This is a genomic window from Streptococcus oralis subsp. dentisani, from assembly GCF_007475365.1.
GTDB classification, from domain to species: Bacteria; Bacillota; Bacilli; order Lactobacillales; family Streptococcaceae; genus Streptococcus; species Streptococcus mitis_AX.
In genome coordinates, this window is record NZ_CP034442.1 from 965,853 (window position 1) to 985,771 (window position 19,919).

Below are 19,919 nucleotides of genomic sequence, written 5' to 3' on the forward strand. Positions count from 1 at the left end.
TTGTAAAAATTAGTCACCTAAATGTTGAATTGCATAGTTTGCTTCTTCTTTTGTAAATTTTCCAACATAAGAAGAAGTTAGCCACTCATAAATCTCTGTCTTTGATAAATGGTTATTCTTTCGGTATTCTCTTGCTGTAATTAAGGCATTTGCTTTGTAATCTGCATTCAAGTGATCGATGGCATACTGCGCTGCTGAACTTGAAAAACCATTCCACGTTAATTGGTTATAGAGATCTTTTTTTGACATATGTAAAACCGAATTATAGCTTTTCGCTTTATTTAAAGCAGCATTGTACTGCTTCCCATCTAGTTTTGGTTGCCGCACACCATCGTATCCTACATAGTGACGGCCACCATCTACCCATTTATCCCTAGCCATTTTACCATCTGATTCAACATAATAACGGCCACCATCTACCCATTTGCCCCTTACCATTTTGCCTTCAGAATCAACATAGTAACGGCCACCATCTACCCATTCATTCTTGGCCATCTTTCCATCTGATTTGAAATAATAATTTCCTACCCATTTATTGCGAGCTTGGCTGCCTTCTGATGGTAGATTAAGTTTTTGAATTGCATAGTTTGCTTCTTCTTTTGTAAATTTTCCAACATAAGAAGAAGTTAGCCACTCATAAATCTCTGTCTTTGATAAATGGTTATTCTTTCGGTATTCTCTTGCTGTAATTAAGGCATTTGCTTTGTAATCTGCATTCAAGTGATCGATGGCATACTGCGCTACTGAACTTGAAAAACCATTCCACGTTAATTGGTTATAGAGATCTTTTTTTGACATATGTAAAACCGAATTATAGCTTTTCGCTTTATTTAAAGCAGCATTGTACTGCTTCCCATCTAGTTTTGGTTGCCGCACACCATCGTAGTCTACATAGTGACGGCCACCATCTACCCATTTATCCCTAGCCATTTTACCATCTGATTCAACATAATAACGGCCACCATCTACCCATTCATTCTTGGCCATCTTTCCATCTGATTTGAGGTAATAATTTCCTACCCATTTATTGCGAGCAGAGCTTCCTTCTGCTGTTAGATAATAATATGAACCATGGTTTTTATCATAAATCCAGTCACTTTTAACCTTTTTTCCATCAGAATCAACATAATAACGACCACCATCTACCCATTCATTTTTAGCTCTCTTTCCATCTGATTTGAGGTAGTAATTTCCTACCCAGCCAGACTGAACTTTAGATTGTGATTTATCCTGTTTAGGAGTTGTTTCTTTAGCTTTTTCAGCCGGTTTTGGTGCCGGCTTCGGCGCGGGTTTTGGTGCTGGCTTTGGAGCGGGTTTCGGTGCTGGCTTCGGCGTAGGTTTTGGTGCTGGCTTCGGCGCAGGTTTTGGTGCCGGCTTCGGCGCAGGTTTTGGTGCCGGCTTCGGCGCAGGTTTTGGTGCCGGCTTCGGCGCGGGTTTTAGTGCCGGCTTCGGCGCGGGTTTTGGTGCTGGCTTCGGCGCGGGTTTTGGTGCTGGCTTCGGTGCGGGTTTCGGTGCCGGCTTCGGCGCGGGTTTCGGTGTAGGTTTTGGTGCCGGCTTCGGCGCAGGTTTTGGTGCTGGCTTCGACGCGGGTTTTGGTGCCGGCTTCGGCGCGGGTTTTGGTGCCGGCTTCGGCGCGAGTTTTGGTGCTGGTGTTTTTGTTTTCTCAGCAGGATTTTGTGCTGGTGTTTTCGGTTTCTCAGCAGGATTTTGCGCTGGTGTTTTCGATTTCTCAGCAGGATTTTGCGCTGGTGTTTTCGATTTCTCAGCAGGATTTTGCGCTGGTGTTTTCGGTTTCTCAGCTTGATTTGGCGCCGAAGTTGTATTCTCTTTTACAATCTTACCGTTTTTAGATACATCCTTTTCTTGAGCAGAAACATGCTGAGCCGAAAAAGGAAAGGCTTCAGTTGTATCTGCAAATGAAATAAGTCCCAGTGTTGCAGTTGCTAAGCTGGTTACTAAAATTTTTTTTGATTTTTTCATAAAAATCTCCATTATTTTAACGATTTATACCTATAGTATACCATATACTTTATTTTGCTTTCAAATCAAATATTAAATATTCAGAAATAAATCTAAAACTTAATTGAAAAATCCATAGTTATATCACTTTCAACTCATACAAACCTCTGACTGCATTACAGCCATAGATAGTTTCCGCTTGGTTCAAGTCTGCCAAAGTCAAGACTTTTTCCTCTACCTGTCCTGTTTCTAGCAAATGCTGGCGGTAGATTCCTGGCAAAATTCCTAGTCTGATAGGCGGTGTATAGAATTTTCCGGCAATTTTCAGAACCAGATTTCCAATGGAGGTCTCAAGCAGTTCTTCTGACTTATTGTGGTAAATCTTCTCTTGCTCCCCTATACTCAAATGTGGTCTGTAAGTTGTTTTAAAGTAGGTAAACGCTTGATTCAAATCTGTTTCTTGCAGACAAAGTTTAGCCTGACAGAAACCTGGACTAAGTGGTGTTAATACTTGGCGACTGAGTTCCAGCTCTCCAGACTTGTTAAGAGTAATTCGCAAACGATAGTCTTGGTGGGAATCGCAAGCTTGGCACTCTTCCTCTATCCTTTGTCTCAGGTCTTCCGGATCAAAAGGATAGGCAAAATACCTACTCGCCTTTGTCAGTCTTTCCAGATGTTGATCTTCAAACAGCAGTTGTTTTTGGCTGATTTTACCAGTTGAAATCAGTTGGAAACGAGCTTGTTTACGATAGAGTACAGCCGCCTTTTGATGAACCTCTCGGTATTCAGATTCCCAAGTACTATCCCAAGTAATCCCTCCGCCAACTCCATAGATGGCTTTCCCTTGATGCAGTTGGATAGTCCGAATAGCGACATTGAAAATTCGTCGCCCATTTGGAAGCAAGATACCAATAGTTCCGCAGTAAACTCCTCTGGGTTGTGGCTCCAAGTCCTTGATGATTTCCATGGTCGCAATTTTGGGCGCTCCTGTTATGGAACCACAAGGAAAGAGAGAGCGAAAAATGACAACCAAGTCCACATCCTCTCGTAACTGACTCTTGATGGTTGAAGTCATCTGCCAAACCGTCGAATACTGCTCCACTTGACAGAGACGTTCTACATGTTCACTGCCCACTTCAGAAATACGGTTCATGTCATTGCGCAAGAGATCCACAATCATCATATTTTCAGAGCGATTTTTAGGATCTTGCTCCAACCAAGCTGCCTCTTTCAAATCTTCATCGTCAGTCACTCCCCGCTGGGTTGTTCCCTTCATCGGGCGAGTCGTTAATTCCCGGTCATTTTGCTCAAAAAAGAGCTCTGGGCTCATGGAAATCACTGCCATCTCATCGTGTTCAACATAGGCATTGTAGCCCGCCTCCTGCTCTACCACCATACGATTGTAGATAGAAAAAGGATTGGCACTTAAATCTTGCTTGAGTTGGACAGTGTAATTGACCTGATAGGTGTCCCCCTGACGCAAATGATGGTGAATCTGGGCAATAGCCTTTTCATAGTCCTCTGCTGACGTTACTTCCTGCCAATTTGAAGGCAAATCTACTTCCTCATAAGTCAGAGGAATAGGCGATATTTCTACCCTATCATGAACTGTAAAGTAAAGCAAGTACTCGCCCAGTAGAGGAGACTTGTGAACTGCTAGTTTTTCCTCAAAAGCAGGTGCAGCCTCATAGCTGACATAGCCCACGACATAATAACCTTGCTCTTGGTAGCTTTCCACTTGTGCCAGCAAGTCTACCACTTCTGCTAAATCTCTCGTTTTTAACTCTTTGATCGGCTGGGTAAAGGTGTATCTCTCGCCCAAAGCCCTAAAATCAATCACTGTTTTTCTATGCATACCTTTAGTATAGCACAAAAAGGCAGATGCAGCTTAAGCTGATCCACCTTTTTAGTCATTTCGACTTTATAACGATGCTTTGGCAAATAAATTTCCAGAGAATCCATCTGATTTTTGAAGGAGCTGTTTGTAAACCTTCCATTTAAGATCTTCAGTATTTTTATAATGATTCTTTATATTTGGATTTTCCATGCTATCTAGGTCTTTTTGAACAGCTTCATCAAATAAGGACTTCAACTCAGCATAAGTAGAGATAGATCTGCCATTGATTTCGATTGTAGTGAAGCCATTTTGAGTTTTGTCATAGACTTCTTTATACCAATGTTTCTTCCATGCTTCAAGAGTATCAAATTGGCCATTAGAGACTTTCTTGATAATGAAATCATCACCCAACAACCCTTTGTTTTCCTTGCTAGCTTCCGCCTTATATTTGTTTGAAGCGTAACCAATAAATCCGTTAAGATAACCATAGTATCCCCACATACGGAAAGCATTATGTTTGAATGAAATCGAACCAACTGTACTCTTGCTAGTATTACCACCAAAGATACCCGACATCATATTTACGGTTTGGTAAGCACTGTCAAAACCTTCCGAACGATAACGTCCATTCCCTGGCATACCATGTTTTGTAACGAAGTTATGATCAACCAATTGATCAATGCTCGTAATCGTCAATTTCTTCTCATTATCCGTTAAATCACGTAATTTATCCCATTGATGTGGCTCGCCTTTTAGATTGTTTCGCTCAGCATTCGTACGCCATTCTCGGTCCATCTTCTTGAACCACTTACTGTTGTCGTCCAAGTGTTTTCCAATAACTGCATCTGCTTCTAGATGGTCCAGCATCATCAGAGCCTCGTTATAGTTCTTCATATAGTGATCAATTTCTTCACGGTTCTTTAACTTATTTGGATCATAATTGTAGATTTGATTGCCATCATTCTGACGTTCATAAGCCATGTTCAAACCTAAGGCGCCGTATTCACCATTTGGATTTGTCAACGATGGTGACTGGAGCATACCTTGCGCAAAGGACTCTAAGTCCGTCCCTTCACGATGATACCAACCGCCATAGTAAGCCATACGATCATTCACATGAGTCGTTTCATGCGTAAAGGCCGATGTACCAAAATCACTTATCAACTCTGTCATAACAAAGTAGACAGCATCTTGCTGATTTGGAGCTACAAAGATATATGCGTAAGCACCATATCCATACTGATAGCCATGATATTTATGAATCCGTCCAAAGAACTCTCTAATCGGAGCATAATCTGGTTTCCCATCCTTGTGGCCATATCGGTTTGCCCAACCGATACCCGGCGCATCATGATTATCCCAAACAGGTGTTGGAACACTATTTTCACTCTTGAGGAGCTTATTGCGTACATTATCAGCAGCTAATTTTGACCAAAAGTCTAAGTAGTTTACCTGCTCTTTTGCTCTCTTATTGATTTCACTCTTGAAGGCTTCACGATCCTCCTCAGTATTTTTACCATATTTTTCAAAAGCACTAAAAGAAATGGTATTATAGGTCGAAATCATGAAGAGATGCGAGTTCTTCAAGTTTAATAGTGGCAAAATCATCCGACCATGCACGCCATTATTAATCCCTTCATACAGACGATATTTCTTATGAGCAAAATCGGGGTTCAATGATGGCTGTTCTACCACATAAGCATTCTTTTCAATTGCCTTTTTAAACCAAACATTCATATCGGTTTCATTTGTAAACAATTTCATGTTATATGTTAGAAACTCATGAAGGCTTCCTTTACCTGTAGCACCTGCAATCACTCGACTATACGCATCTTGGGATTGGTCGCCTTTAAGATTGTTCTCTTTTGAGCCGATAGTGATCAAGCGATCTAAGACATTCACGTTCTTACCATAAAAATCTGGTTTAAACATCATAATATCTTTGATCGACAATCCATCATATTTAATGCCATAGTATTGGTTCAAATAAGCAAGCCCCATCATAATGTTGGCCTTATTGTCTTCAACTTTCTTAATGAAAGCACGTTGAGCTGCTTCATCATCATTTAGTTGATGATCTTCATTTTCAACAATTTGTTTCACCAAGTTTCCAAGATTTTGTTTTACTTCATCAAAACTTTCTTCTAAGAATAAATCACGAATGTAGCCATTTTTTCGTTCATCCGTGTTTTCTTGCGGTTTGTTCCGCTTATCCATAAGAGCGCGCACTTCAGGAGAAATCAATTCTACACTGGATAATGTTTCTTTTGCCTTTGCAATCAAACCAGCACGATCTTTCACTAGCATATTTGGCGTATAAACGATATTCTGGTTGGTCACTTCGTACTCTTTGACTTGTTTTACATCAGAGTCAGCTTTGGCAGTGATGGCCAATTCTTCTTTGGTACCATCAGCATAGTGAATCATGATCTGATCAATAGCTGACAAGTCTGTTACAAACTGCCCATTCTTCAAACCAGTAACAGAAAGGACTTCTTTGATCACCAAGTTTGAGCTAGCATCTAGTTTATTAGCTTGATTGACAATCCACTCCTTATTATAGAATGGTTGTAATTTTTCAATATTGCGATAGGCAAGTTCGCGGTCAGCTCTGTAGTCTTGAGTGGCCTTGTACTCGTCTTCACGCTGTGTCAAACGGTTTAATTTATCTACAATAGGCTCATTGATTTCATACTCATGCGCTGTGATTCCCAAAGCAGCAATTTTCTTGTCTGCTTCTTCTTGCGAAATAGGCTTAATACGATGCTGTTGTTTAGAATATCTATATGAAGATTTTCCTTCACTCACACCAGTAACAACAAAGTTTCGGTTTAAGCGGTCACCTGTCCAATATGGATCATCATCAATATCAGATGAGCCATAGAAAATCTCACCGTTCTTAACTTTCATCATTGAAACAGTGTCTTCAACGGAACCCAAGGCATTTGTACTGCCTACAACACCACCCGCGCTAATCGGTTCTCTGACATCGATAGTACCTTTAGCTACAGATTTTTTAATGGCTCCGTCCCGATAAACCGCATTGTTGTCCCCACCATTTTGTGACCAATAGGCGATGCCTGCAACTTTCGCTTTATTACCTGTTATCTGTGCATCAACATAGGCCTTCTCAACAGAACCTTTCCAGTTTTCTCCAACAATTCCAGCAAGAAAGGCGCCTTGATTCCCACCAGCATGAAGCTTACCAATGAATGCCACATTTGTTAATCTGCCGTTATTATCAATTTTATTGATCAAACCTGATACGTCATTATTTCCAACAACTGTACCCGTTACTTTCACATTATTGATCGTTGTGTTTTTTATAACAGCAGCCAAGGGAGCAACTCTATTTGCCCATGGCATATGAATGTTTACCTTACCAAGGTTAAGGTCATGGATATGGGCGCCTTCGGTATCACCTAATAGTGGACGTTCCAAGTTATGAATCGTGTATCGTTGACCGTCTACACTTGATAGCTTGCCTCGGAACTTCGTCGTTACATATGATTTACCAGCTGCGGGAACATTGACCGCATTCAAGTCCGCACCAATTTTAAATTCACCAGACGGATTGGCCTGCATAGCTTTTACAAGTTCATTGAAATCGTAGTAGACATTCTCTTCATGAGTTTTTGGTTTGGCAAAATAATGGACGTATTCTTCTTCACTGAGCTGGTTACCATCTGTATGCTGAACGAGATCAGGCGCTTTGGCAGTGACCTTATAAAGTGTTTTTCCATCGACTATCACTTCTTCAATTTTGTCAATCGCAAGACGCGTCACCTTATTATCACGTGTAGCAATTTTAAGATAGTAAGGCCTTACATCACTTGGAACAGAGGTTAAGAAGCTACTATCCGTTTCCACGCCATTGTCGTCAACACTTATGAGGCTTGTTTCTTTTATATTTTTAACTTCGACCTTTTTTAAATCAATTCTCAGTGGTTCTTCTTTGAGAATTTCTTCCTCGTTTCCTTCACCACGATCATAAACCATTTTTGTTTCGAGTTTATAATCCTTGTAATACTGCAAATCTGTTAGAGTTGCAGTCAAGTTATCCGGTGAAACCATCATGGTTTTGACGACTTCGTCGCCTTTTTTCAGGGTTAAAGTGATCGATTTAATCGCTGCCTTACTTGGATTTTCCAGATTATAGTGAATCTGAGATGAGCGTTTCAAATCCTGAATATCAACCCTTGAAAAAGTCAACACTGGCTTTTCGAAGTTTTTGGTACCTAGTTTAACAATACTGTCTTGGGCTAACTCGATGACCTGTTCAAGAATTTCAGGCGCTTCCTGCGTCTTGATTCCTTTGATGGTCTTGTAGGTTCTGATAACCTTTTTCTGACCGTCTTTTCCTTCTTGGACCGTAACTTTATCGCCCTTTTTCAGTTGCGCGTCTTCTTCGACTATCTCCTTAAACGGAGTTTTTTCAAGACTTTCTTCTACAAGAGTTCCTTCTATTGGTTTCGTACCACGACTTGTTTTTTTAGTGACTGGTTTTTTGATGACAGTGGTTGTTGTATTTAAAACTTGGTCAGTCTCAACACCTTCGACAGTTTTATAAGTCGTTTTGGTAACTTGGATCCCTTTTTCACCGTTTTGAACCACTGTTTCTTCATCAGTGTACTTTGTAGGATCATCAATGATTTCCGTCTGGTAGTCAATCTCTGCGATTGTGTCTTTAGTAATTGTTCCTTCAGTTACTGTATATTCTGGAAGGTCCTCTTGAACAAGGGAGTGACCTTCCTTACCAGTTTCCTGAGTGCCTTTACTTTCAAGCTTTTCAGTATACGCTGGTAAACTATCTTGGACAAGGGACTCGCCTTCCTTGCCGGGTTCTTGTGTACCTTTGCTCTCAAGTTTCTCAGTATACGCTGGCAAACTATCTTGAATTAGAGATTGACCTTCTTTACCGGGTTCCTGAGTGCCCTTGCTTTCAAGCTTGCCAGTATACGCTGGGGAATTGTCTTGAACGAGGGATTCGCCTTCTTTACCTACTTCTTGAGTGCCTTTGCTTTCAAGTTTTCCAGTATAGGCTGGCAAACTATCTTGAACAAGGGAGTCACCTTCCTTACCAGTTTCCTGAGTACCCTTACTTTCAAGCTTTTCAGTGTAGGCTGGCAAACTATCTTGGACAAGGGACTCGCCTTCTTTACCAGACTCCTGAGTCCCTTTGCTTTCAAGCTTTCCAGTATAGGCTGGCAAACTATCTTGGACAAGGGATTCGCCTTCTTGGCCGGGTTCTTGGCTACCTTTACTTTCAAGCTTTTCAGTATACGCTGGCAAACTATCTTGAACAAGGGAATCGCCTTCCTTGCCGGGTTCTTGTATACCTTTGCTCTCAAGTTTTCCAGTAAAGGCTGGGGAATTGTCTTGAACGAGGGATTCGCCTTCTTTACCAGACTCTTGAGTGCCTTTGCTTTCAAGCTTGCCAGTATAGGCTGGCAAACTACCTTGGACAAGGGATTGACCTTCTTGGCCTACCTCTTGGGTGCCCTTACTTTCAAGTTTTTCAGTATACGCTGGCAAACTATCTTGAACGAGGGATTCGCCTTCCTTGCCGGGTTCTTGGCTACCTTTACTTTCAAGCTTTTCAGTATACGCTGGCAAACTATCTTGGACAAGGGACTCGCCCTCTTTGCCTGGTTCCTGTGTGCCTTTGGCCTCAACCTTGCCGGTAAATTCTGATTGTGATTCCTGAACTAAGGACTCGCCCTCTTTACCTGGTTCCTGTGTGCCTTTGGCCTCAACCTTGCCAGTATATGCTGCTTGCGGTTCTTGGACTAAGGATTCGCCTTCTTTACCTAGTTCCTGTGTGCCTTTGGCCTCAACCTTGCCGGTAAATTCTGCTTGTGGTTCTTGAACTAAGGACTCGCCCTCTTTACCGGGTTCCTGAGTACCTTTAGCCTCAATTTTTCCAGTATAAGCTTCTTGTGGCTCTTGAACTAAAGACTCGCCTTTTTTACTGCTTGAATTAGAATTACTAGTAGATTTTGAGTCTTTAAAGTAACCAACATACTCATATCCTTCAATATGAATAACTCCTTTAGCCAAGCCTTCATGTGTAGATGCAGAAACAGTTTGGTTATAAGAAAGTAACTCTTTATTTTCAAATGCAAAGGCAGTAAAAGGTACAAAATTGCTAACTCCAATAGAGCTGATTAAGAGAACCCCAAGTACTTTACTACGGTGTTTCTTGGAAACTAATAAAACCGCTAGTGAGGCCGTTGCTAAACCAAGACCTACCAAGGCTAAATTTTTACTTCCTGTGTAAGGAAGTTGTTGACTAGTAGTTGCCTTCTTGCGATAAACTACATAAATAATATCTTCATCTTGAAATTCTGTAGGAACTTCATGATGAATCAAGGCTTTTTCAGATTCGGTTAATTCTTGCTCTGTCAAATATCGATAATGGACTGAATTCACTTCAGCTAATTCATCTGCTTGGACTTTACCAGCTGATAACAAACCGGCACCAACAAGAAAGGCCCCGATTGCTACAGGACCAACTCCAACAGTCAATTTACGAATAGAATACTTTAGGTTTTTTTGAAACTGTTCTTTTCTTTTTTTCATTCTCATATCTTTCTAATAGAATCTTGTGGATACTGGGCACGCGCACCCCCGATTAGCTTTGGACGACTAGCTAGAGCTGTTACATGGGCATGACCAATCTCACGCAAAACTGGTCGAATCGGAACCTGCACATGCTTGACATGCATGCCAATTGCGGTATCTCCGATATCAATTCCCGCATAAGCCGTGATGAACTCCACTTCAACAGGTGCTTTCATAAACTTAAAGGCAGCTAGCTGACCTGAACCGCCTGCATGAAGAGTTGGAAGGACACTGACGATTTCCAGACCAAACTGCTCTGCCACCTGGCGTTCAACAACGAGGGCACGATTGACGTGCTCACAGCCTTGAACAGCTAGGTGAATTCCTTTTTCTTCTAGGATATCTAGGATGGTCTTCACAATGATTTCCCCAATTTCTTGGCTTGATTCCTTGCCTATATGGCCGCCTAAAACTTCGCTAGACGAGAGTCCAAGGACAAAGAGAGCCCCCTCACGCAATCCAGCCTTATCCAAAACATCCTCAAGCACCTGCTGTGTCTCTGTTCCAATTCTATTTTTATCCATCACTCTTAACCTCATTTTTCTCCTACTATCATATCTTTTTTTACTGATTTTATCAAGGCGAACTAATCACTCAGAGTTGTCACTACAAAAACTTTAAAGAAGAATTTTCTTTTAGTAACAAAGTAAAGAGTCTGGGACAAGGATGCTTTTCAAAAAAGTAACAACTAAAATGACCTGTCCCCTAAAAAAGTTAAACAGAAGATTTAGCTTTTTTAGCGGAGCAGGACAAATCTCTAGCGATGCTTATTTTATCTGAGTTTGAACATAGTGGGCAATGACATCTGACGTGTACTGGGCTGTTCCAGAACCAAACTTGTCAATGTTTTGCTTAAACTCTGGGTTGTAGACGTAGCCTTTACCGATATGACCGAATACTTCAATAGAGCAGTCAAATCCATAAGTACGAATAGCTTGCAAGAGTTTGGCTGCTTCTTCTTGGTTTTCGACCGCTGTTGCAGCTAGTCCATTTTTAAGGTTTTGTGCCAAGGCTTGAAAAACTCGGTTGAAGGCGGCTGTGGCCTCTTCTTCGCGACCTTTTTGGCGTTCAAGCGCTTGGCCCATGACTTCTTGTCCATACTTCTCTACCGCCTCTTGGTGGTATTTTTGATTGTCTTGATAGCTAAATCCAGTGAATTTTTCCTCAATCGTCATTTTTCTTTCTCCTTTTTGTTCTTGAATGGTTTTTTGCAAGGTGGAAATCAAGGTATCCAGGTGTTGCCTTTCTCGAGTTAGATAATCCAACTGCCTAGTCAAATGGGGCAATAAATCTGTCCTTTCTGCCTTTAACAGCTCTGCTATTTTTTCTAAAGAAAAACCTAAATATTTATAATACAGAATAACCTGAAGGCGTTCCAAATCCTCCTGACTATAGGTTCGATAGCCGTTTTCCGACTTTAAGGGAACCAAGAGTCCTATCTTATCATAGTGGTGCAGTGTCTTGACAGAGACACCTGAAAGCTGCGCAGCTTCTTTTATATGGTACATGATTTCCTCCTTACAATCATAGTATATCCCCTCCCCTTAGGTCAGAGTCAAGTATTTCTACGAAAAATTTTTAACTTTTTGAGAAAGGTGTGAAAACTTGAAAATGGTTTTCTTGACAGACCTTTGAAAACATGATAGGATAGTCAAGTCTATCAATCAAACAGAAGGCTCATAAAGAGCCATTGAGAGAAGGCTATTTGACAACTCAAGTAGCCTTTTCTTATTTTAAAAAAGAGATTGGAGTTTCAACTATGTCAGAAAAATCGCAATGGGGCTCGAAACTAGGCTTTATTCTAGCATCTGCTGGTTCAGCCATCGGGCTTGGTGCCGTTTGGAAGTTCCCCTACATGACTGCTGCTAATGGCGGGGGAGGCTTTTTACTGGTCTTTCTCATCTCCACCATTTTAATCGGTTTCCCGTTACTCCTTGCTGAGTTTGCCCTTGGCCGTAGCGCTGGCGTTTCCGCTATCAAAACCTTTGGAAAACTGGGCAACAATAACAAGTACAACTTTATCGGTTGGATTGGTGCCTTTGCCCTCTTTATCCTTCTCTCCTTTTACAGTGTTATCGGAGGATGGATTCTAGTCTATCTAGGTATTGAGTTTGGGAAATTGTTCCAACTTGGTGGAACGGGTGATTATGCTCAGTTATTTACTTCAATCATTTCAAATCCAGCCATTGCCCTAGGAGCTCAAGCAGCCTTTATCTTATTGAATATCTTTATTGTATCACGTGGGGTTCAAAAAGGGATTGAAAGAGCCTCGAAAGTCATGATGCCCCTGCTCTTTATCATCTTTGTCGTAATCATTGGGCGCTCTCTCAGCTTGCCAAACGCCATGGAAGGGGTTCTCTACTTCCTCAAACCAGACTTTTCAAAACTAACTAGCGCAGGTCTCCTTTATGCCCTGGGTCAATCTTTCTTTGCCCTCTCATTAGGGGTTACAGCAATGTTGACCTATGCTTCTTACTTGGACAAGAAAACCAATCTGGTCCAGTCAGGGATTTCCATTGTAGCCATGAATATCTCGGTATCCATTATGGCAGGTCTAGCCATTTTCCCAGCCATGTCAGCCTTCAATATCCAGTCTGAAGGGGGACCAAGCCTGCTCTTTATCGTCTTGCCTCAACTCTTTGATAAGATGCCTTTTGGAACCATTTTCTACATCCTTTTCCTCTTACTCTTCCTCTTTGCGACAGTCACTTCTTCTGTCGTGATGCTGGAAATCAATGTGGGCAATATCACCAATCAGAACAACAGCAAGCGTGCTAAATGGAGTGCTATTTTAGGAATCTTGACCTTTGTCTTTGGAATTCCTTCAGCCCTTTCTTACGGTGTCATGGCGGATGTTCACATCTTCGGTAAAACCTTCTTTGATGCTATGGACTTCTTGGTTTCCAATCTCCTCATGCCATTTGGAGCTCTCTGCTTATCCCTCTTTACAGGATATATTTTCAAGAAGGCCTTAGCCATGGAGGAACTTCATCTTGATGAAACACCATGGAAACAAGGACTTTTCCAAGTCTGGCTCTTCCTTCTTCGTTTTATCATTCCTATTATCATCATTGTGGTCTTTATCGCCCAATTTATGTAATCAAAAAGGACTTGAGTAATGAACTCAGGCCCTTTCTTTTTATGGATGGCTAACAATCAATTCCAAGCCTTGCCCTTCCAAGGTCCAAGCTTCAACATCACTTGGTAGGATAAAGTGGCTGCCTTTTTGGATTGGATAGTTTGTTCCATCAACAGACAGTCGACCTTGACCAGCTAAGACGCTGAACAGGCTGTAGTCAGCTGTCTTTTCAAAGTCAACTTTTCCAGTAATTTCCCACTTGTAGACTGCAAAGAAATCATTGGATACAAGGAGAGTGGAACGCAAATTATCTGCTTTAACAGTTACAGGACGGCTATTTGCAGGCTCTCCAATATTCAAGACATCGATAGATTTTTCAATGTGAAGTTCACGTAAGTTGCCATTGTCGTCCTTACGGTCAAAGTCATAGACACGGTAGGTGGTGTCACTAGACTGCTGGGTTTCCAGAATCAAGATACCCGCACCAATGGCATGCATAGTGCCACTTGGTACATAGAAGAAATCTCCTGCTTTAACTGGCACTTTGGTCAGCAAGACATCCCAGTTTTTATCTTCGATTTGCTGACGGAGTTCTTCTTTTGACTTAGCATTGTGACCATAGATAATCTCTGATCCTTCATCCGCAGCGATGATGTACCAGCACTCTGTTTTTCCGAGCTCTCCTTCGTGTTCTAGTCCATAGGCATCGTCTGGGTGAACTTGGACACTGAGCCAGTCGTTGGCATCAAGAATTTTGGTCAAGAGTGGAAACACAGGTTCTGGACGGTTACCAAACAATTCACGGTGTTCCGCATACAATGTAGCTAGGTCTGTTCCCTCAAAGCGCCCATTAGCGACCTTTGAAACCCCATTTGGGTGAGCTGAGATGGCCCAGTATTCTCCGATTTTTTCACTTGGAATGTCATAGCCAAACTCATCACGTAGCTTGGTTCCACCCCAGATTTTTTCTTGCATAACTGATTGTAAAAATAATGGTTCTGACATCTTATTCTCCTGTCTGATTTTTCTCCCCTCATTATAGCAAAAAGCTTGATCTAATTGAACTCTTTTTCACACATTATAAAGTAGGGAGAAGATTTTATAAAAATAGTAACGAAATAATCTTTTACTTGATGGAGGAACCCCTAAAGCAGCACTCAGAAAGCTCGCTATCAACGACTGTTTTCCTCAACTCTCATTAGACTTCCTTTACTTGAGAATCTATTTTTATGTACAAAAAAAGACTGAAACCAGTCTTCTTTTTAAATCAAAGCTGTGATAGCCGTTACTAGACCAAAAACGATACCCGGCGCATTAGCAGCCGCAAGGGGAATATCTCTTTCTTTCTTGAAAAGACCGTAATAAACCCATAAACTACAGTTGATGGCTGCGACCAAGGGTTGGATGAAGTTTCCTTTTTGACCAGCCAGGTTGTTCATGATTTGTGGGAAGTAAGACACATACATCATAACGGACATGAAGGTCGCTACCCAACCCAAAATTTTCATTTGTTTTTCAGACATTTTCCAAAACCTCTTTCATTTTTATGAATCATATTTTATAATCTTTTTTCAAAACAATCAAGACTTTGAAGCTTTTGTTATGAAGATGTAAACTATCACAATCTTGTGATAAGAAAAAGACCGGATTGCTCCGATCTTTTAATAATTCACATTCTCAATTTCTGTTTTAAAAATAGCTAAGGTTAACGCCAAATGACAACGCGCCCTACTTCATACGATAAAAATCAATCACTAAACTAGCTGGACCTTTTACAAGCAAGGATTCTGTCCCCCAATCAGTTACAGCCGGACCGTGTAAAATCTCGACACCAAGCTCTTTCAATCGTCGATAGTTCTGGTCTACATCCTCAACCTCGATATGAAGAATGATTCCTGACTGAAAGTTTTCCAAAGGAACCAAATGACTTTGTAACAACATGAGGCAGTGACTGCCAATCGTGAACTGAGCAAAACCGTCATCAACATAATCGGACGTTTTATCCAAAATACGCTCCAGGTCAGCACAGACTTGGGGAACATCTGAAACGATGATATCTAATTGATTTAAATTCATTTACTATCCTCCATAAAAAGACCGGATTGCTCCGATCTTTTCAAGTTCTACTCTAAGAAAATCAAAGAATAAAATCTACAACGTTTACATTTGATTTTCGATGAGAGGAATTATTTGATTGCGCGTGATTGCAATCCTTCTTCTTCCAAGAAGAGGCGGAATGGTACGAGTTCTTCTGCTTCGTATTTTTCCTTGAAGGCTTTGATTGCTTCTTCTGAGTGTTGTTTTGGATCCAACTCAAGTACTTCTACTGGAAGTGGACGGTGTTGAGTAATGCGAGCATCGATCACAACAGTTTTACCTTCTTTGTTCAATTTAACAGCTTCTGCAACAACTGCATCGATATCTTCGATACGGTCAACTGTAAATCCAACAGCTCCTTGAGCTTCAGCGATTTTCGCGTAGTCCGCGTTAGGGAAGTCACAACCAAACAAGTGTTTGTTTGTGTCTTCGTATTTGTCCTTGATGAAGGCATATTTACCATTTGAGAAGACAACGTTGATAACTGGAAGGTCGTATTGAACGTTTGTGATAACGTCTGGGTAGCACATGTTGAATGCACCGTCACCCATGATGTTCCATACTTGGCGATCTGGATTGTCTTTCTTAGCAGCGATACCACCAGGAAGGGCAATACCCATTGTCGCAAAGAGTGGAGATGTACGCCACATGTTCTTAGGTGTCATGTGAAGGTGACGAGTAGATGTTTGAGTAGTGTCACCTACGTCGATTGAGTAGATAGCGTCTTGATCAGCATGTTTGTTGATTGCATTGTAAACTTGGTACAATTGCAATTCACCCTCAGTTTTACCTTCAAGTTTGTTCATGTAATCACGCCAGTTTTGGTTATTCTTAACGTTTGCACGCCACCATGGAGTAGATTCTACTGGGTTTACTTTGTCAAGGATGGCTTTCGCTGCTTGACCTGCATCACCAAGGATAGAAGCGTCAAGGGCATGGCGTTTACCAAGTTTGTATGGGTCGATATCGACTTGGATGAATTTTTCAGTGTTCTTGAAGGCTTCGTAAACTTCAGCAAATGGGAAGTTTGATCCAAGGAAAAGAACAGTGTCTGCTTCAAAGACCACTTCGTTGGCTGGTTTCCAACCAACACGGTAAGCAGAACCTGTCAAACCTTCGTAGTTCCATTCAAAGGCTTCAAAGTTTTTACCAGTTGTGATGATTGGTGCTTTGATTTTACGTGACAATTCTGTAATCACTTCACCAGCTTTAACACCACCGTAACCAGCGTAAATAACTGGACGTTCAGCATTGTTCAAGATTTCAACCGCTTTGTCGATTTCAACTTCGTTCAAGGCAGGAGCGATGAATGAACGCTCGTATGAACCTGAACCGTAGTATGAGTTTTCGTCAATTTCTTGGAAACCGAAGTTTACTGGGATTTCAACAACAGCTGGACCTTTTTTAGAAACTGCAGCACGGCAAGCTTCGTCGATTACTTTTGGCAATTGCTCAGCGTAAGCGACACGTTTGTTGTAAACAGCGATACCGTTGTACATTGGGTTTTGGTTCAATTCTTGGAAGGCATCCATGTTCAATTCGTTAACTGGACGTGATCCAAGGATAGCAAGGAATGGAGTGTTATCCATAGCTGCATCGTAAACACCGTTAATCAAGTGAGTCGCACCTGGACCACCTGAACCAACTGCAACCCCGATTGAGCCGCCGAATTTAGCTTGCATGACCGCTGCAAGAGCACCTGTTTCTTCGTGGCGAACTTGCAAGAAGCGGATATCTTTGTCTTCAGCCAAAGCGTCCATCAATGAGCTGAGTGTTCCTGATGGGATACCGTAGATAGTATCTACGCCCCATGTCTTCAATACGTTGAGCATTGCTGCCGATGCAGTAATTTTCCCTTGAGTCATAATGATAACTCTCCTTCAAAATAATTTCATACATTTACAAAAAGCGCTTTTATATGTTGTTTGAAAGCGATTCAGTAAATTTACAATCCTAATTTACCACATTTACTTTGAGTATCCTAAGAATGTGCTCAGAAGTTCTCATTCTCTATTACAGCACAGATTGAAAACGCTTCACAGAACTGTTTTATAATAAAAAAGCGGTGGACACCGCTTTTAGTCTATCTTACTAAAGTTTAGCATGAGTGAACTGGTCAAAACAGATACAGAACTAAAGGCCATAGCAAGACCTGCCAGTTCTGGATTGAGCACCAGACCAATCCCTGAAAAGACACCAGCTGCAATCGGAATTCCGGCGACATTGTAGATAAAGGCCCAAAAGAGGTTGAGCAGAATTCGATTGAAGGTTTTCTTGCTCATGTCAAAGGCACGAACCACTCCTAGGAGGTTATTAGTTGTCAACACCAAATCTGCTGACTCGATGGCAATATCTGTTCCAGCTCCCATAGCAATCCCCACATCTGCTACACTGAGGGCAGGAGCGTCATTGATACCATCACCAACAAAGGCTACTTTTCCAGCTGATTGTAGTTTATGGATTTCATGGGCTTTTTCTTCTGGCAAGACACCTGCAATGACCTCTTCGATTCCAATCTGATCGGCAATAGCACGCGCCACGCCAGCATTATCCCCTGTCAGCATGACTGTTTTAAGACCTCGTTTTTTCAACTGACTGATGGCAAGCTTAGCATTTTCCTTAGGAATATCTTGCAGAGCAAGCAAGCCTTTGATTTCATTGTCAACAGCCAAGAACACAACTGTCTTAGCTTCTTTTTCTAGTTCTTCTAGTTTTTCTTGATAAATGCTAGAAATATCCATGCCATCCAGCATTTTAGCATTTCCAAGCAAAACTTGTTTTCCATTGATTTGCCCTGAAACACCTTTTCCGTGCAAGGCTTGGAAATTTTCCACAGTGTGAAGCTCAAGTCCAGTTTCAGTCGCTCGCTTGACAATGGCCTCAGCCAGTGGGTGTTGAGAAGCTTCTTCCAAGGAAGCTGCCAATCCAAGCACTTCTACTTCGTCGCCGATGATATCTGTGACCACAGGTTTCCCTTCCGTCAAAGTTCCTGTCTTATCAAAAACAATAGTTTGGACTTTCTGGATTTCCTGTAGAACCGTTCCATTTTTGAGGAGAACTCCCATCTTGGCACTGCGACCTGTCCCCACCATAAGGGCTGTCGGTGTTGCAAGTCCCAAGGCACAAGGGCAGGCAATAATCAGAACTGCTACTCCATAGAGAAGCGAAGACACAAAGCTCGCTCCAAGCACAACTACACTATCCCTGAGCAAGACGAACCAAACCCAAAAGGTCACAATCCCTAAAATGACAACTGCTGGGACAAAAATCCCTGAAATTTTATCCGTCAAGTCCTGAATCGGCGCACGACTTGTCTGAGCTTTCTTCACAAAATCCACAATCTGAGCCAAAACAGTCTCTGAACCAACTTTTTCTGCTCTAAAAACAAGTGTTCCACTATTATTGATGGTTGAACCAATGACGGTATCTCCAACTGTCTTGTCCACAGGCAGACTCTCACCTGTCACCATAGACTCATCAATACTAGAGACACCTTCCACTACGATACCATCAACCGCAATCTTTTCACCGGGACGCACTCGAATCAGGTCACCTACCTTGACTTGCTCCAAGGGGACTTGAACATAGTTATCCTCACGCAAGACTTCTGCAGTTTTAGCCTGCAAGTCAAGTAATTTCTCCACAGCTTGGGAAGTATTTTTCCGCATTTTCTCCTCAAAAACGGCTCCCATAAGAACGAAGAAGAAGATAAATGCAGCACTTTCAAAGTAAACGGGGAGACCAGCGAAGAGGGCAACTAAGCTATAGAAATAGGCCACTAGGGTTCCCAGAGCAACCAAGGTATCCATGTTGGCATTGTGCTTTTTAAAACTAGCCCAAGCACTTTGGATATAAGGACCACCTGCTACTAGCATAATCGGTGTTGTGGCTAAAAAGGTTCCCCAACGCATGACTTGGTGACTAATTCCTCCTGTCGACATACCAATCATGAGAATCACAAGAGGCACAGTAAAGATACTAGTAATCCAAAAACGCTGTAAAAGTGATAGAGATTTTCGAGTCTTCTCAACTACGGTATAACTCCCCTTTTGCATCTTCATACCACAAGAAAATTCATGTTGACCTAATTCTTGAGGTGTAAAACGAATGACTTTCTCCTCATCTACGCCGATTGGTTCCAAAATGCCTTCTTCTTCAAACAGAATTTCCTTGTAACAGTTTGAAGGAGTTGCTCGATGAAAGGTAATCTCAGCTGGAATCCCTTTTTGAAGCTGGATATGGGCTGGATGATAGCCTTTGTCTGCCATGATACGGATTTTTTGAACACCATTTTCAAGACTTGCTTTTACAATTTCAGTCATA

Annotated in this window: 11 protein-coding genes; 1 reads left to right on the top strand and 10 read right to left on the bottom strand. The window is 41.7% G+C overall.

Going from position 1 to position 19,919, the window contains the following annotated elements:
• Positions 1 to 9: 9 nt before the first annotated feature.
• From EJF26_RS04810 to EJF26_RS04830, 5 genes are all read right to left on the bottom strand, one after another.
• Positions 10 to 1,980, bottom strand: coding sequence for an Ltp family lipoprotein (locus EJF26_RS04810; RefSeq protein WP_260467740.1), 1,971 nt, complete (start codon positions 1,978 to 1,980; stop codon positions 10 to 12).
• 118 nt (positions 1,981 to 2,098) lie between these two features.
• Positions 2,099 to 3,814: an aminodeoxychorismate synthase component I gene (pabB, locus tag EJF26_RS04815; RefSeq protein ID WP_000554838.1), complete on the bottom strand. Its 1,716-nt coding sequence runs from the start codon at positions 3,812 to 3,814 to the stop codon at positions 2,099 to 2,101.
• 66 nt (positions 3,815 to 3,880) lie between these two features.
• Positions 3,881 to 10,378: a ZmpA/ZmpB/ZmpC family metallo-endopeptidase gene (locus EJF26_RS04820; RefSeq protein ID WP_000746261.1), complete on the bottom strand. Its 6,498-nt coding sequence runs from the start codon at positions 10,376 to 10,378 to the stop codon at positions 3,881 to 3,883.
• A 2-nt stretch (positions 10,379 to 10,380) separates the two neighbouring features.
• Positions 10,381 to 10,944, bottom strand: coding sequence for a TIGR01440 family protein (locus tag EJF26_RS04825; RefSeq protein WP_000360266.1), 564 nt, complete (start codon positions 10,942 to 10,944; stop codon positions 10,381 to 10,383).
• Positions 10,945 to 11,187: 243 nt separating this feature from the next.
• Positions 11,188 to 11,928, bottom strand: a complete 741-nt coding sequence (locus tag EJF26_RS04830) for a MerR family transcriptional regulator (protein WP_000274767.1) — start codon at positions 11,926 to 11,928, stop codon at positions 11,188 to 11,190.
• Positions 11,929 to 12,179: 251 nt separating this feature from the next.
• Between EJF26_RS04830 and EJF26_RS04835 the strand changes: the two genes are divergently transcribed.
• Complete coding sequence (locus tag EJF26_RS04835) at positions 12,180 to 13,520, top strand: sodium-dependent transporter (protein ID WP_025168998.1); 1,341 nt, start codon at positions 12,180 to 12,182, stop codon at positions 13,518 to 13,520.
• Positions 13,521 to 13,559: 39 nt separating this feature from the next.
• Here the strand turns inward: EJF26_RS04835 and manA are convergent, their stop codons facing one another.
• The 5 genes from manA to EJF26_RS04860 all read right to left on the bottom strand — a co-directional run bounded on the left by manA (position 13,560) and on the right by EJF26_RS04860 (position 19,918).
• Complete coding sequence (manA, locus tag EJF26_RS04840) at positions 13,560 to 14,504, bottom strand: mannose-6-phosphate isomerase, class I (protein ID WP_001294298.1); 945 nt, start codon at positions 14,502 to 14,504, stop codon at positions 13,560 to 13,562.
• A gap of 257 nt (positions 14,505 to 14,761) precedes the next feature.
• Positions 14,762 to 15,022: a SemiSWEET family transporter gene (locus tag EJF26_RS04845; RefSeq protein ID WP_001291473.1), complete on the bottom strand. Its 261-nt coding sequence runs from the start codon at positions 15,020 to 15,022 to the stop codon at positions 14,762 to 14,764.
• Positions 15,023 to 15,227: 205 nt separating this feature from the next.
• Positions 15,228 to 15,575 (bottom strand): VOC family protein, encoded by a 348-nt coding sequence (locus tag EJF26_RS04850; RefSeq protein ID WP_001052648.1) that lies wholly within the window; start codon positions 15,573 to 15,575, stop codon positions 15,228 to 15,230.
• A gap of 110 nt (positions 15,576 to 15,685) precedes the next feature.
• Positions 15,686 to 17,461 carry a pyruvate oxidase gene (gene spxB, locus EJF26_RS04855; RefSeq protein WP_000191810.1) on the bottom strand — a complete coding sequence of 592 codons (1,776 nt, stop codon included), beginning with the start codon at positions 17,459 to 17,461 and terminating at the stop codon, positions 15,686 to 15,688.
• A gap of 213 nt (positions 17,462 to 17,674) precedes the next feature.
• Positions 17,675 to 19,918, bottom strand: a complete 2,244-nt coding sequence (locus EJF26_RS04860; RefSeq protein WP_000136328.1) for a heavy metal translocating P-type ATPase — start codon at positions 19,916 to 19,918, stop codon at positions 17,675 to 17,677.
• Position 19,919 lies beyond the last annotated feature (1 nt).

Bases quoted from the DNA above. Each gene is read 5' to 3' on its own strand.
- EJF26_RS04830 (WP_000274767.1), bottom strand. From the start codon at position 11,928: ATGTACCATATAAAAGAAGCTGCGCAGCTTTCAGGTGTCTCTGTCAAG.
- EJF26_RS04810 (WP_260467740.1), bottom strand. From the start codon at position 1,980: ATGAAAAAATCAAAAAAAATTTTAGTAACCAGCTTAGCAACTGCAACA.
- EJF26_RS04820 (WP_000746261.1), bottom strand. From the start codon at position 10,378: ATGAAAAAAAGAAAAGAACAGTTTCAAAAAAACCTAAAGTATTCTATT.
- EJF26_RS04860 (WP_000136328.1), bottom strand. From the start codon at position 19,918: ATGACTGAAATTGTAAAAGCAAGTCTTGAAAATGGTGTTCAAAAAATC.
- EJF26_RS04835 (WP_025168998.1), top strand. From the start codon at position 12,180: ATGTCAGAAAAATCGCAATGGGGCTCGAAACTAGGCTTTATTCTAGCA.
- EJF26_RS04845 (WP_001291473.1), bottom strand. From the start codon at position 15,022: ATGTCTGAAAAACAAATGAAAATTTTGGGTTGGGTAGCGACCTTCATG.
- EJF26_RS04825 (WP_000360266.1), bottom strand. From the start codon at position 10,944: ATGGATAAAAATAGAATTGGAACAGAGACACAGCAGGTGCTTGAGGAT.
- EJF26_RS04850 (WP_001052648.1), bottom strand. From the start codon at position 15,575: ATGAATTTAAATCAATTAGATATCATCGTTTCAGATGTTCCCCAAGTC.
- pabB (WP_000554838.1), bottom strand. From the start codon at position 3,814: ATGCATAGAAAAACAGTGATTGATTTTAGGGCTTTGGGCGAGAGATAC.
- spxB (WP_000191810.1), bottom strand. From the start codon at position 17,461: ATGACTCAAGGGAAAATTACTGCATCGGCAGCAATGCTCAACGTATTG.
- manA (WP_001294298.1), bottom strand. From the start codon at position 14,504: ATGTCAGAACCATTATTTTTACAATCAGTTATGCAAGAAAAAATCTGG.